The organism is Acutalibacter sp. LFL-21, assembly GCF_025630755.1.
Taxonomy (GTDB): Bacteria; Bacillota; Clostridia; order Oscillospirales; family Acutalibacteraceae; genus Acutalibacter; species Acutalibacter stercoravium.
Window position 1 is genome coordinate 260,717 of the sequence record NZ_JAOTNT010000001.1, and the last position, 14,205, is coordinate 274,921.

At 60.1% G+C, this 14,205-nt stretch carries 12 protein-coding genes; 6 read left to right on the forward strand and 6 right to left on the reverse strand.

Features of this window, described 5'->3' with window-relative positions; genetic code table 11:
* The first annotated feature begins 187 nt into the window (after positions 1 to 187).
* The 4 genes from pheS to ODJ80_RS01180 all read left to right on the forward strand — a co-directional run bounded on the left by pheS (position 188) and on the right by ODJ80_RS01180 (position 4,297).
* Complete coding sequence (pheS, locus tag ODJ80_RS01165; RefSeq protein ID WP_178864458.1) at positions 188 to 1,216, forward strand: phenylalanine--tRNA ligase subunit alpha; 1,029 nt, start codon at positions 188 to 190, stop codon at positions 1,214 to 1,216.
* Between the two features lie 18 nt (positions 1,217 to 1,234).
* Positions 1,235 to 3,598 (forward strand): phenylalanine--tRNA ligase subunit beta, encoded by a 2,364-nt coding sequence (pheT, locus tag ODJ80_RS01170; protein WP_263040556.1) that lies wholly within the window; start codon positions 1,235 to 1,237, stop codon positions 3,596 to 3,598.
* A gap of 112 nt (positions 3,599 to 3,710) precedes the next feature.
* Positions 3,711 to 3,968, forward strand: a complete 258-nt coding sequence (locus tag ODJ80_RS01175; RefSeq protein WP_178864493.1) for an IreB family regulatory phosphoprotein — start codon at positions 3,711 to 3,713, stop codon at positions 3,966 to 3,968.
* 35 nt (positions 3,969 to 4,003) lie between these two features.
* Positions 4,004 to 4,297, forward strand: a complete 294-nt coding sequence (locus tag ODJ80_RS01180; protein WP_178864460.1) for a hypothetical protein — start codon at positions 4,004 to 4,006, stop codon at positions 4,295 to 4,297.
* Between the two features lie 64 nt (positions 4,298 to 4,361).
* On the opposite strand, the gene ODJ80_RS01185 is transcribed toward ODJ80_RS01180, so the two are convergent.
* A complete protein-coding gene (locus tag ODJ80_RS01185) occupies positions 4,362 to 5,663 on the reverse strand; it encodes a glycosyltransferase family 39 protein (protein WP_263040557.1) in 1,302 nt (433 codons plus the stop codon).
* A gap of 357 nt (positions 5,664 to 6,020) precedes the next feature.
* Here ODJ80_RS01185 and ODJ80_RS01190 point away from each other — a divergent pair, with 357 nt between their 5' ends.
* Entirely contained in the window at positions 6,021 to 7,226 is a 1,206-nt protein-coding gene (locus ODJ80_RS01190) for an FprA family A-type flavoprotein (RefSeq protein ID WP_178864462.1), read from the forward strand.
* A gap of 6 nt (positions 7,227 to 7,232) precedes the next feature.
* Positions 7,233 to 7,763, forward strand: coding sequence for a GNAT family N-acetyltransferase (locus ODJ80_RS01195; RefSeq protein ID WP_263040558.1), 531 nt, complete (start codon positions 7,233 to 7,235; stop codon positions 7,761 to 7,763).
* Positions 7,764 to 8,179: 416 nt separating this feature from the next.
* On the opposite strand, the gene nspC is transcribed toward ODJ80_RS01195, so the two are convergent.
* The 5 genes from nspC to ODJ80_RS01220 all read right to left on the reverse strand — a co-directional run bounded on the left by nspC (position 8,180) and on the right by ODJ80_RS01220 (position 14,113).
* A complete protein-coding gene (gene nspC, locus ODJ80_RS01200; protein WP_263040559.1) occupies positions 8,180 to 9,301 on the reverse strand; it encodes a carboxynorspermidine decarboxylase in 1,122 nt (373 codons plus the stop codon).
* A 1-nt stretch (position 9,302) separates the two neighbouring features.
* Positions 9,303 to 10,562, reverse strand: a complete 1,260-nt coding sequence (locus ODJ80_RS01205) for a saccharopine dehydrogenase family protein (protein WP_263040560.1) — start codon at positions 10,560 to 10,562, stop codon at positions 9,303 to 9,305.
* Between the two features lie 402 nt (positions 10,563 to 10,964).
* The gene (speB, locus tag ODJ80_RS01210) at positions 10,965 to 11,816 is read right to left on the reverse strand and encodes an agmatinase (protein ID WP_263040561.1); all 852 of its coding nucleotides are present in this window, start codon (positions 11,814 to 11,816) and stop codon (positions 10,965 to 10,967) included.
* Positions 11,806 to 12,657 (reverse strand): polyamine aminopropyltransferase, encoded by an 852-nt coding sequence (gene speE, locus ODJ80_RS01215; RefSeq protein WP_178864466.1) that lies wholly within the window; start codon positions 12,655 to 12,657, stop codon positions 11,806 to 11,808. Before speE ends, speB begins: the two co-directional genes overlap by 11 nt.
* A 1-nt stretch (position 12,658) precedes the next feature.
* On the reverse strand, positions 12,659 to 14,113 hold the full coding sequence (locus ODJ80_RS01220; protein ID WP_442863873.1) for an aminotransferase class I/II-fold pyridoxal phosphate-dependent enzyme: 1,455 nt from the start codon (positions 14,111 to 14,113) through the stop codon (positions 12,659 to 12,661).
* Between the last annotated feature and the right edge of the window lie 92 nt (positions 14,114 to 14,205).

Consider the following 14,205-nt stretch of genomic DNA (forward strand, 5'->3'; position numbering starts at 1 on the left):
GGCGCCGACGGGAAAGGTCCCGTTACAGGCCGGAACGAGGGCGGGCTGCCCCTCCTGTTTTTGCAGGGGAGGACGTCCCGCTGAAATTGGGTGGTACCGCGTAGTAAAGCATTACTTCGCCCCTTTTTTCGGGGGCGGAGTTTTTTTGTCCCCATATTTCCCCTATAGGAAAGGAAGGTCAGCACACATGAAGGAACAGATCGAAGCCCTGCGGCAGCGCTTTGAAAGCGAGCTGCAGGCGGCCCAGAACAGCGACGCTGTAGAGAAGCTGCGCGTTGCCTACCTGGGTAAAAAGGGCTCTGTCACCGATTTGCTCAAGGGCCTGAAGGCTGTGGCCGGTGACCAGAAAAAGGAGATGGGCCAGCTCATCAACCAGCTGAAGCACCAGGTGGAGGAGGGCATTGCCCAACAGGTAGAGGCCATCCGCGCCGCGGAGGAGGAAAGGCTTATTGCCTCTGCTGAGCAGTATGACGTAACCCTGCCTGTGGACCAGAGCGAGGGGTCCTACCACCCCATCACGTTGGTGCAGCGGCAGCTGGAGGAAATCTTCTCCTCCATGGGCTTCACCATTGAGGATTACAAGGAGATCGTCACGGACTATGAGTGCTTTGAGGCGGTGAACATCCCCAAGCACCACCCCGCCCGAGACATGCAGGACACCTACTACCTCTCCAACGGCCAGCTGCTGAAGACCCACACCTCCGCCGCCCAGAACGCCATCATGCGCAAGTACGGCGCCCCCCTGCGGGCGGTGTTCCCGGGCCGGTGCTTCCGCAACGAGTCCACCGACGCCTGCCATGAGAACACGTTCTTCCAGATGGAGGGCCTGATGATTGACAAGGACATCTCCATCTCCAACCTGATCTACTTTATGAAAACCATGCTCTCTGAGGTATTTGAGCGGGATATCACGGTGCGGCTGCGGCCCGGCTTCTTCCCCTTCGTGGAGCCCGGCTTCGAGCTGGACATCTCCTGCCTGATCTGCGGCGGCGAGGGCTGCCCCAGCTGCAAAAACTCCGGCTGGCTGGAACTGTGCCCCTGCGGGATGATCCACCCCAACGTGCTGAAGATGGGCGGCATCGACCCAGAGGAGTACACAGGCTTCGCCTTTGGCCTGGGGCTGACCCGCCTGGCCATGATGAAGTACGGCATCAAGGACATCCGCGATTTGAACAGCGGCAACTTGAAGGCCCTGAGCCAGTTTAAGCACGAATAAAGAAGGGGGAAAACCGCTATGTATATCTCTATGAATTGGATCGGGGATTTTGTGGACCTTTCCGGCCTGGACCTGGAGGCACTTATCCACCGGTTCACACTCTCCACCGCCGAGGTGGAGGACGTCTATCACATGGGACAGGACCTGCGGGACGTGGTCGCCGGCAAGATCCTCTCTGTGGAGGCTCACCCCAACTCTAAAAAGCTCCACCTGCTCAAGGTGGATACCGGCGATACAATTTACGACGTGGTCTGCGGCGCCCCCAACGTGCGGGAGGGCCTGATCGTCCCCTTCGTCAAGGAGGGGGGCATGGTCTCCGGGCAGGAGATCGCCTGTGCCTCCATTGCCGGGGTGGAGTCCCACGGCATGTGCTGCTCTGAAAAGGAACTGGGTATCTCTGACAACCACGCCGGCCTGATGGAGCTGCCCGAGGACACCATTGTGGGCACGGACATCTGCGACCTGTACGCCATTAAGGACACGGTGTTCGAGGTGGACAACAAGTCTTTGACCAACCGCCCGGACCTGTGGGGCCATTACGGCATCGCCCGGGAGTTTGCCGCCCTGTCCGGCCGGGAGCTGAAGCCCCTGGAGACGGTCTCCCTGGAAGCCTATGACAATTTAGAGCCCATTCAGATTGACGTGCAGGACGACCTGTGCTACCGCTACACCGGCTTGAAGGTGCGCAACATCCAGAAAAAGGTGAGCCCTGTGGATATGCGCATCCGCCTGTACTACTGCGGCAGCCGGGGCATCAACCTGCTGGCCGATTTGACCAACTACCTGATGCTGGAGATGGGCCAGCCCATGCACGCCTTCGACTGCGCCAAGGTGGACCAGATTGAGGTCAAGCGTTTTGAGGCGCCCTTCGCCTTCACCACCCTGGACGGCCAGGAGCGCACCGTGGACGAGAATACCCTGATGATCTGCTGCAAGGGCCAGCCCGTGGCCATCGCGGGCATTATGGGCGGCCTGGATTCTGAAATCGAGGACGACACCGACAGCCTGCTGCTGGAGAGCGCCAACTTCGACGCAGTCAGCGTGCGGAAGTCTTCCACCCGGCTGGGCCTGCGCACCGACGCCTCTATGCGCTATGAGAAGACCCTGGACCCGGAGATGTGCCCCACCGCTATCGCCCGGTTTGTAAAGCTGCTGCTGGACATCGACCCGCAGGCGCAGGTCATCTCCCGGCTTACCGATGTGTACTGCAAGAAGTACCCCCAGGTCTCTTTGACCTTTGACAAGGCCTATGTGGACCGCTACACCGGCATTGAAATCAGCAACGACCGCATTTTGGAGACCCTGCGGGCTTTGGGCTTCGGCGCCCAGTTCGACGGCCGGGAGTTCCAGGTGGAGGTGCCCTCTTGGCGGGCCACCAAGGACGTGACCATCAAGGCGGACATCATCGAGGAGATCACCCGTATTTACGGCTATGACAACTTCCAAATCAAAACCACCCGCAGCGCCCTCTACCCCGAAAAGCGCAGCGCCGGCAACAAGGCCGACAACTTCACCAAGGACATCCTGGTGCAGCGGTACCACCTGCACGAGGTCCACTCCTACATCTGGTTCGACCAAAAGAAGTGCAAGGAGCTGGGCATCGCCCTGGAAGAGAACGTGAAGCTGCTCTCTCCCCAAAGCCCGGACTTGGAGACCCTGCGCACCAACATGGGCCCCACGCTGCTCAGCTTTGTGAATGAGAACAAGCCCTTTGCCCCGGACTTCGGCATCTTCGAGATCGGCCGCGTCTGCGAGGGGGTGAAGGAGGACGGCCTGTGCAACGAGCGGAAAAAACTGGGCATTGCCCTGTACAGCCGCACCCGCAGCGAAAAGGAACTGTACATGGAGCTGCTGGAGATTTTCACCGCCCTGGGCCGGGACATCAAGCGGGCGGACTTCACCTTTAAAAACGGCGAACCCCGGCATGGCTGGCAGCATCCCCGGAACACGGCTTTCGTCTCCTGCAAGGGGCAGGAGCTGGGCTGGCTGTGCGCCCTCCATCCCGCGGTGGCTGCCAAGCTGGACAAGAAAGCCGCCGTGGTCTGCGCGCAGCTGGATATGGACGCCTTCGCCGCCATCCAGGAGACGGACATTGCCTATCGGGAGCCCTCCCGCTTCCCCGGCATTGACATCGACCTGTCCCTGGCCCTCCCCCAAGGCATGACCTATGCCCAGCTGGCCCCTGCCTGGGCGGATTTGGACGCGGAAACCCTTTCCAGCGTCACCCTCATCGACTCCTTCCAGCAGGGCGACCTGCTGAGTATCACCCTGCGGTTTGCCTTCTCCTCGCAAGAGCACACCCTCTCAAAAGAGGAGGTCCAGCCCTGGGTGGACGGCATCGTGGAAAAATTGGCAAAAGTGGGGGTAGCCCTGCGCTCTTAAGCGGGTTTTCCCCAGCAAAAGGGGGCGCCAGTGGAAAAAGTGCTTGCATTCCCAAGGATTATCCTGTATGATAAAGGATGAGAAGTTTTGGGACGAACTGGAGGTGTTCCACATGCCGGACGATTACACCAACAACACGATCACTTTTTCCATGGAAGAGGTGCGCGAGGCCGATATGAAGCGCATCCTGCTGACGGTATATGACGCCCTGAAGGAAAAGGGCTACAACCCCATCAGCCAGATTGTGGGATACATCCTCTCGGAAGACCCCACCTACATCACGACCCACAACAACGCCCGCAGCCTCATCCGCCGGATCGACCGCGACGAGCTTTTGAAAGCCATGGTGCGTTCTTACCTGGGCGAGTGATCCAACAGCAAATCTACAGAAAGCGCGGTGATTCTTTGAGCGAACAGAAAAAGCAGAGCTTCCCTACCTATAAGGGGAAACCCCTGGTACGCAGCGGAGACACTCTTTACTATGGCAGCATGCGGGATAAGTATGTCATCAAAATGAACATCAAGTCGAAGAAGAAGGTGGGAGACCTGGAGGTTGCCGATAAGGTGACCATTCAGCTGATGTACACCGACCCCGAGATCCGCACCCGCAAGCAGATCGTAAAAACCAGCGAGAAAAACGGCCTGTACCTGGCCCTGGATATTGCCGACGCCTGGCTGACCCGGGCGCTGGCAGAGTAAATCCATCCGCTCATACAAAAAGGAGAAGGGACCGCCCAAATGGGCGGCCCCTTCTCCTTTTTGTTCAAGAGGGCCAACGGCACGCCCACATCACCTGGGCGCCCGTGAGGAAGGCGCAGTAATAAAGCCCCAGGGATATTCCCTCCCCGGCCAGCAGGGCGCTGCGGAAACCCGGCCGGTTTTCCGTCAGCCTTCCCAGCAGCAGGAACAGGGGGAAGCAGCAGGAGAGATACCGCCCTGCACTGAGCAGCCAGGAGAGGCAGTAGGTAGCCGTAAAGAAAAAGAACCCATAGGCCAGCAAGCTGGGGGGCAGCGCTCCCCGGAGGACGCCCCAATAAAGAAGGAGTATCCCGCCCAGGAACAGGACCAGGCCGGGGAACCACACCGCCCATCCCACAGAGAGCAGCGCATTCCCCGCGAAGTAGTCCACCATATACTCTACCACCTGAGAGACCCATAAAAACCCCTGGTACCAGTGTTCCTGGTGCTTCACAAAGGCAAAGGGGTCCCCATCCACCCAGGCATTGAGCAGCAGGTAGAACACCGTCCCCGCAGCGGGGAGCAGCACCGGGGGAAGGCGGCGGAACACCCTTCTCCAGCAGTGCTTGGAACGCCCTGCCGCGGGCGCCAAGGGCCGCTCTCCCGCCAGCAGCTCAACGGCAGCGGGAAGGATGACCAGCAGGCCTGTCATCCGGGTGAGGGCGGCCGCCGCGCCGAAAACCCCGTACAGAATCCACCGGCGCCGGCGGGCATAATAGCAGGCCCCGGCAGAGGCCAGCAAAAAAAGCCCCTCCGTCATCATCAGGCTGGAGAAAAAAGAGAAGGGGAACAGGGAAAGATAGAACAGGGCGTCCCGCGCCACGGCAGGGCCCCCGCAGTCCCGGGCCAGCTTGTAGACGTAGCAGCTGCCCCCGCTGGCGCACAGGCAGGAGAGGAGCATCCCCGCCACCTGGGTGTCTGGGATGAGCAGCCGCAGCAGGCGCACGGCCCACACATAGCCGGGGAAGAACACCAAAAACAGGTGCTGGCCGTTTTCCACATACCCGGCGTAGCCCAGCTCCACCAGGTTTTTATAGTGGTTCCCATCCCAACGCAGCAGCTGGCGGAAGGCCCCTTCCGGAGACAGCTCCCCCTGGGAAAGGAGCACCGCTGCCAGCATTCCTGTCCCCACCAAAAGGACCCGGAATCCAAAGGACCAGAGAAACACCTGCCAGCCAGGGACCCCTTCCTCCCCGGAGCGCGCTTCCCCCTGGGCCAGGGAAACCAGGGAAACAAGCCTTCCCCCCGCACCCCAGGCAGCCAGGCACCGCAAAAGCAGCAGGACGCCCAAAGAGAGGACAGCCAGCGTAACCAGCACTCCCAGCACAGCCCATTCCCCCTTTCTGTTATAGAGTTAAGGATACTACAGGGCCAGCTTTCCTGTCAACCGCGGGGCAATCCCGGAAAAGTGTCCAAGTTTTTCCAGCGTCCTGTCCCGGCTTTTCTTCAAAAGGGAAAAACTTCCGTTTTCTTCGGAAAAAGGGGGAAAATCCCAGTGATTCCCCTGCGGATTCCCTTGCCATTTGGGCGAAAATGTGGTACTCTCTCCTTAGTCGATAAAACAATATCCATTCCCAAAAATCGCCGGAAGGCCGGGCGCCTCTTTGGGCTGCCGGCGCCGGGAAAAACTGCCTTCGCGCTCCGTCCACTCGGAGCCTTGATGCTTGGAAAGGAGCAATATGCCATGGTCTACACGAGAAATGTCAGCGACTCCATTGTCTGGGTGGGCGGCAGCGACCGCCGCCTGGCCCTGTTTGAAAACCTGTTTCCCATCCCCCGGGGGGTCTCCTACAACTCCTATGTGATTCTGGATGAGAAGACCGCCCTGCTGGACACGGTGGATTCCTCCATTGCCCTGCAGTTCCTCCAGAACGTGCGGGCTACCCTGGGAGACCGGCCCCTGGATTACCTCATCGTCAACCACATGGAGCCCGACCACTGCGCCACCATTGAAATGCTGCTGCCCTATTATCCCAACCTGAAGATTGTGGGCAACGCCAAAACCTTCCAGATGATCCGCCAGTTCTACGACTTCGACGTGGACAGCCACGCCCTGGTGGTCAAGGAGGGGGACGCCCTGGAGCTGGGCAGCCACACCCTGCGCTTCTACACCGCCCCCATGGTTCACTGGCCCGAGGTGATGGTCAGCTATGAGGAAAGCGAGAAGGTGCTCTTCTCCGCCGATGCCTTCGGCACCTTCGGCGCTGTGGACGGCGCCCTGTTCAACGACGAGGTGGACTTCGACAAGGATTGGCTGGAGGACGCCCGCCGCTATTACGGCAACATTGTGGGCAAGTACGGCCCCCAGGTCCAGGCGGCCTTGAAGAAGCTCTCCGGGCTGGACATCGCCACCATCTGCCCCCTGCACGGGCCCGTGTGGCGCAATGACCTGGGCTACCTGCTGAATAAATACGACCTGTGGAGCCGTTATGAGCCGGAGGAGAAGGCCGTGGCCATCTTCTATGCCTCCATGTACGGCAACACGGAGAACGCCGCCAACCTGCTGGCCAACGGCCTGGCGGAGGCGGGCGTGAAGAACATCGCCCTGTACGACATCTCCAGCACCCACGTCTCCACCCTCATCGCGGAGATCTTCCGGTGCAGCCACATCGTGCTGGCCTCCCCCACCTACAACAACGGCATGTATCCCGCCATGGCCAACCTCATCCACGACATGAAGGCCCTGCTGCTGCAGAACCGCACGGTGGGCCTGATTGAGAACGGCACCTGGAACCCTGCCAGCGGCAAGCTGATGCGGGCCGAGCTGAACGGCATGAAAGGCATGGACATCCTGGAGCCCGCCGTCACCCTCAAGTCCTCTCTGAAGGAGGACAGCAAGGCCCAGCTGGACGCCTTGAAGGACGCCATTGTGGAGTCTTTGAAAGGGTAAAATTCTATGAGTGCCATTGAGATCCGGCTAATAGACGAATGCCACAAAGTGGATATCCACTTGCCCAATGAACCCTTTCCCCTGTTTGGCCGGATGGTCCCTTCGTATACAAACGAAACCTGGGATTACACAACCGAACCTTTAGAACCGGTGGAAGAGATGTGTTTCCCAGACGAAAACTACTGTTACGAGGACATGGCGTCTGACCATCTCTTTATAGGCGCCTATGACGGGGAACAATGCGTAGGGCTGGCCATTCTCCGCGACGGCTTTTTCAAGTATATGTATCTTTATGACCTAAAGGTTAACCGGGAATACCGCCGTCAGGGAGTGGCGAAGGCTTTGCTGGAAAAAGCTGCCGCGGCCGCGAAGGAGCGCGGCTTTCAAGGCCTCTACACCCAGGGTCAGGACAACAATTTGGGCGCCTGCCTGTTTTATGTAAAACAGGGGTTCGTCATTGGCGGCTTAGATACCAAAGTCTACCAGGGCACCCCGCAAGAGGGGAAAAAAGACATCCTTTTCTATTGGGATTTTTAAGAAAGCTGCTGGTACACGCTGCTTATCAACTCCCTCTGCTCTGGGGACGGTTACAGCGGCGCAGCCCAGTTTGTCAACGGCAGTGTACAGGCGGAGCTCCCTCTCGGCCAGGAAGGCCTGCTCATAGTAGATGTATAACCACGCAAAAAGGACACCCGGAAAACTGGGTGTCCTTTTGTTTTATTGGATACAGGCGGAAACTCCGCAAGGTGAGCTTCTGTCAAAGGGAAAAGTTTCTGTCCCACCGGCTGGGGCTGCAGGCTACCCGCCTTTGGCGGCGTGCGCCCTGTCCCCTGGTTTCTTTCCGGCTGCGCCATTGCAGGGAAAGACCGCAGGGCTCTGCCCTGCAACCCGCAAGCTTTTTTGAAAAAAAGCTTGACCAAAAAACTTTTATCCCGCTTCGCGGCGCTTCTGTGTTAGCTCAATCTGGCCTTGAAGTCCTGGTATCCGAACTCCTTCACAACCTCCACGGCGCCATCCTCATGGCGCAAGGCGATGGTAGGTAGGGGCATGCCGTTGAAGGTGTTGGTTTTCACCATGGTGTACAGGGCCATGTCCTCCAGGACGATTTGGCTGCCCTCCTCCAAAGGCTGGTCGAAGGAGTAATCCCCGATAACATCCCCGGCCAGGCAAGTGGGACCTGCCAGGCGGTAGGTGTAGGGCTTCTCCCCCGCCTTGCCGGAATCCTTCACCGGCGGGCGGTAGGGCATCTCCAGCACGTCGGGCATGTGGCAGGCGGCGGAGGTGTCCAGAATGGCGATGTCCATGCCGTTGTGGACAATCTCCAGCACGGAGGAGATTAAAAAGCCCGCGTTTAAGACCACGGCCTCCCCTGGCTCCAGGTAAACCTCCAGGCCGTACTTCTCCCGGAAATGCTTCACCACTCGCACCAGCCGGGGGATGTCGTAATCCCTTCGGGTGATGTGGTGGCCTCCCCCCAGGTTCAGCCATTTCATCCGGGGCAGGTACTTCCCGAATTTCTCCTCAAAGGCGTTGGCGGTGGTCTCCAAGTCGTCGGAGTTTTGCTCGCACAGGGTGTGGAAATGCAGGCCGTCCAGCAGGGGCAGCAGGCTCTCGTCGAAATTTGCCAGGGTGGTCCCCAGCCGGGAGCCGGGGGCGCAGGGGTCATAGATGGCGTGGCCCTCCTGGGTGGAGCACTCCGGGTTGACGCGCAGGCCCACCTGCTTGCCCGCCTCCTGGGCCCGCTGGGCGTATTTGCGCAGCTGGCTGGGGGAGTTGAACACAAAGTGGTCCGCCAGGCCCAGCAGCGCCTGGAACTCCTCCTCCCGGTAGGCGGGGGAGAACACGTGCACCTCGCCGGGGAATTCCTCCCGGCCCAGGCGGGCCTCATACAGGCCGCTGGCGGTGGTGCCGGCCAGGTACCGGCTGATCAGGGGATAGCAGGCGAACATGGAGAAGGCCTTCTGGGCCAACAAGATCTTGCAGCCCGCCTCCTGCTGCACCTGCCGGAGGATCTCCAGGTTTTTCTTCAAAAGCCCCTCGTCCACCAGGAAATAGGGGGTGTTCAGCTGTGCCATGTCAGTCTACCAGAGCGGGGTTCTCGTCAATCTGCCAGGGCAGGCCCCACTGGTTCAAGGCGTCCATGTAGGGATCGGGATCGAACTCCTCCACGGTGTAGACGCCGGGCTTTGACCACTTGCCGGTGAGCAGCATCATGGCCCCCACCATGGCGGGCACGCCGGTGGTGTAGGAAATGGCCTGGGAGCCCACTTCCTTGTAGCACTCCTGGTGGTCGCAGATGTTGTAGATGTAGGCCTTCTTCTCCTTGCCGTCCTTCTTGCCAGTGAAGATGCAGCCGATGTTGGTCTTGCCCACGGTGCGGGGGCCCAGGGTGGCCGGGTCGGGCAGCAGGGCCTTCAGGAACTGGATGGGGACGATCTTGTGGCCCTCAAACTCCACAGGCTCGGTGGAGAGCATGCCCACGTTTTCCAAGCACTTCATGTGGGTCAGGTAGCTCTGGCCGAAGGTCATGAAGAAGCGGATGCGCTTGACGCCGGGGATATTCTTGGCCAAGCTCTCGATCTCCTCGTGGTGGAGCAGGTACATGTCCTTCTGGCCCACCTGGTCGAAGTTGTACTCCCGCTTGATGCTCATGGCGGGGATCTCCACCCAGTGGCCGTCCTCCCAGTAGGAGCCGGGGGCGGACACCTCCCGCAGGTTCACTTCGGGGTTGAAGTTGGTGGCGAAGGGATAGCCGTGATCTCCCCCGTTGCAGTCCAGGATGTCGATGGTGTCGATCTGGTCGAAAAGGTGCTTCTGGGCGTAGGCGCAGTAGGCCTGGGTGACGCCGGGGTCAAAGCCGGTACCCAGCAAAGCGGTGAGGCCCGCCTTCTCGAACTTCTCCTTGTAGGCCCACTGGTAGGAGTAGTCAAAGTAGGCGGAGAAACCCTCCTCCTTGCAGCGCTTCTCGTAGTTGGCGCGCCAGGCCGGGTCGGAGAGGTCCTCCGGCTCGTAGTTGGCGGTGTCCAAGTAGTTGACGCCGCACTCCAGGCAAGCGTCCATAATGGCCAAATCCTGGTAGGGCAGGGCAATGTTCATCACCAGGTCGGGCTGGTACTCCCGGATGAGGGCCGCCACCTGAGAGGCGTCGTCGGCGTTCACCTGGGCGGTGGTGATGCGGGTCTTGGTCTTGCCCTCCAGGTCGGCCTTAAGGGCGTCGCACTTAGATTTTGTGCGGGAGGCAATGCAGATGTCGGTGAACAGGTCATCGCACTGGCAGCACTTGCGGATGGCTACGTTGGCCACACCACCGCAGCCGATGATGAGAACTTTGCTCATGAGAAACACTCCTTTATAGTAAAAGTTAAAAAGTGGAACGCGAAGCGCGTGAAAGTTTTTGGTCCAGCTTTTTTCAAAAAGCTGGCAGTTGGTAAGGCGGAGCCTTACGGCCTTGACCTTGCGGGCGCAGCCGGGAAGAAAAAGTCAGGCACAAGCCCGCACATGCCCGCAGGGCAATAGGGCGCAGGGCCGGTCAGTTTCCACTCAGCCTTCAGAAAATCCTCTAATCTTCCGCGAACCGGCCGGGCCCTTGTTTACAGGCCTTCGGCCTGATATGACAACGGCCCTACCTCTCTTTCCCACAAAGCTGCGCTTTGCTTTCGGTCGTGGGGCGCTGCCCCACACCCCGCAGCCTTTGAAAAGGCTGGCGAAACTTTTACGCCGCTTCGCGGTTCTTTCCTTTTAGCTCAGCGCTAACAGCATCTCCCTTACAATCTTACAGGCCACCATGGTACTGACGCCGCTCTGGTCATAGGGCGGGCTCAGCTCGTTGACGTCGCAGGCCACCACATTGGCCCGCTGGCACACCAGGGTCACGGCCTTGCGCAGCTCCTCAAAGGAAACGCCGCCGGGCTCCGGGGTGCCGGTGCCCGGGAACACGCTGGGGTCCAGCACATCCAAATCCAGGGTGAAGTACACCGGGGTGTCCCCCAGCTGCTCCAGCCGCTCCTCCAGGCCATGTAAATCGAACTTGTGGGTACAGACGTGGTCCTTCCCCCAGCGGAACTCCTCCCGGTCCCCCGAGCGGATGCCGAACTGGAAGATTTTCCCGTCCCCGCACAGCTCCCAGCAGCGGCGCAGCACGCAGGCGTGGGAGAGCTGCACCCCCAGGTAGTCGTCCCGCAAATCGGCGTGGGCGTCAAAGTGGAGGACGTGGATATCCGGGTACTTGGCGAAAGCCGCCCGGAAGGCGCCCAGCGTCACCAGGTGCTCGCCCCCCAGCAGGAAGGGCCGCTTGCCCGCTTCCAGAATAGTTGCGGCCCGCTCTTCGATCTGCTCCAAAGACAGGGCGGCGTCCCCCAGAGGCAGCTCGATGTCGCCGCTGTCGAACACGGCGATATCCTCCAGGTCCTTGTCCTGGTAGGGGCTGTAGCTCTCTATGCCGTGGGACTCCCGCCGGATGGCGCTGCTTCCAAACCGGGAGCCCGGCCGGTAAGAGGTGGTGGAGTCAAAGGGTGCGCCAAACAGAACCGTGCCCGCCTCTTCCCACTCTTTATCGCAGGAAAGGAAGGTCTCGATATTTTTACTCAACATGCTTCAACAGCTCCTCCACATAGGCTGGGATATAAAAGGCCCCCTTGTGCAGGGTGGTGGTGTAGTAGTGGCAGGGAATGCTCCGCATGTTCCACCGGGTCTCGTCCAGGTCCCGCAGGGGGTGGTATTTCTTGGAGGCGAACCCAAACAGCCAGTGCCCCGAGGGGTAGGTGGGGATGTGGGCCTGGTACACCTTGCTGATGGGGAAGCTCTCCACAATGTTTTTGTGGGCCCGCTGGCAGGCGGCGGCGTCCCCGGGGTAGAAGGGGCTCTCGTGCTGGTTGATGAGGATGCCGTCCTCCTTCAGGGCTTTGTAGCAGTTGCCGTAAAACTCCCGGGTGAACAGGCCCTCTCCAGGGCCGAAGGGGTCGGTGGAGTCCACGATGATCAAATCGTACTCCTCCTGGCGGGAACGGATGAACTTTAGCCCGTCCTCATAGTGGATGGTGAGCCGGGGGTCGTCCAGGCGGCAGGCGGTTTTGGGCAGGTACTTCTTGCACACCTCCACCACCAGGGGGTCGACCTCCACCATGTCGATGTGCTGAAGGTCGCTGTACTGCACCAGCTCCCGGATGACGCCGCCGTCCCCCGCGCCGATGACCAGCACCTTCTCCACATGGGGATGCACCGCCATGGGCACATGGGTGATCATCTCGTGGTAGATGAACTCGTCCTTTTCCGTCAGCATCATGTAGCCGTCCAGGGTGAGGAAACGGCCGAACTCCGGGGAGTCGAACACGTCAATGCGCTGGAACTCGCTTTTCCCGCTGTAAAGCTGCCGGTCCACCCGGATGGAGAACTTCACATTGGGGGTGTGCTCCTCCGAAAACCAAAACTCCATGTCAATACACTCCCTTCAACACATTCAGGCGGCGGATATCCGGGTCCTCGGGGCCGGTCATGCTGCAGCCCTTTTCCTTGGCGTATTGGATATATTCCACGATTTTCGGGGTAATGCGCTCCCCTGGGGCCAAGATGGGGATGCCCGGCGGGTAGCACATGACAAACTCGCTGCACACGTGCCCGGCAGACTCCTCCAGAGGCAGGGAGACATTCTCCGCGTAGAAAGCATCCTGAGGAGAGAGCACCACCTCCGGCTCGATGTACTCCTGGCGCATCAGCCCGGCGGCGTCCGGCCTGCCAAAGCGGCGGCGCACCTCAGAAAGGGCGCTGACCAGGCGCTCCACCTCCCGGGGCCTGTCCCCAATGGAAAGGTAAGCCAAAAAATTGCCCAAATCGCCAAACTCGATCTGGATGTCGTACTCGTCCCGCAGCAGGTCATAGACCTCTATGCCCGCCAGGCCCACGTTCAGGGTGTTTACCGAGAGCTTGGTCCTGTCAAAATCAAAGACGCTGTCGCCGTTTATCAGCTCTTTGGAATAGGCGTAATAGCCGCCGATCTGGTTGATCTCCCCCCGGGCGTAGTCGGCCAATTTCACCACCTGGGAGAATGCCTCCCTGCCCCGCAGGGCCAGGTTCCGCCGGGAGATATCCAGGCTGGAAAGCAGCAGGTAAGAGCCGGAGGTGGTCTGGGTCAGGTTGATAATCTGCCGCACATGGCCCTCCTGCATGGCGGGGCCGCACAGCAGCAGGCTGCTCTGGGTTAAGCTGCCGCCGGACTTGTGCATAGAGACCGCCGCCATATCCGCCCCGGCAGCCATGGCGGACACAGGCAGCTCATCGCTGAAGTAAAAGTGGGTGCCGTGGGCCTCGTCAGCCAGGCAGAGCATGCCGTGTTCGTGGGCCATTTGGGCGATGGCCCGGATGTCGGAGCAGATGCCGTAATAGGTGGGATTGTTCACCAGCACCGCTTTTGCGTTGGGATGCTTCTTAATGGCGGCCTCCACATCCTCCCGGCGCATGCCCAGAGGGATGCCCAGCCGGTCGTCACAGGCGGGGTCCACATAGACAGGCACCGCGCCGCACAGCACCATGGCCCCCATAACGCTGCGGTGGACATTTCGCGGCAGGATGATCTTCTCCCCCCGCTTGGCCACAGAGAGGATCATGGCCTGCACCGCGGAGGTGGTGCCGCCCACCATCAAAAAGGCATGGGCCGCTCCAAAAGCCTGGGCCGCCAGCTCCTCCGCCTCCCGGATGACGGAGACAGGATGGCACAGGTTGTCCAAAGGCTTCATGGAATTGACGTCCATGCGCACGCATTTTTCCCCTAAAAGCTCGGTCAGCTCCGGGTTGCCCCGGCCCCTCTTGTGGCCGGGGACGTCGAAGGGCACCACCCGGCGTTTTTCAAATTCCTGAAGCGCCTCGTAAATCGGGGCGCGCTCTTGTGAAAGCATCGGTATCCCCCCTATGGCAAAATGAAACTACAGGCGAACGGCCACGCAGCGTACAAATTGGGGATCTTCTCGCCGGCACGGTCTTCTAAGAC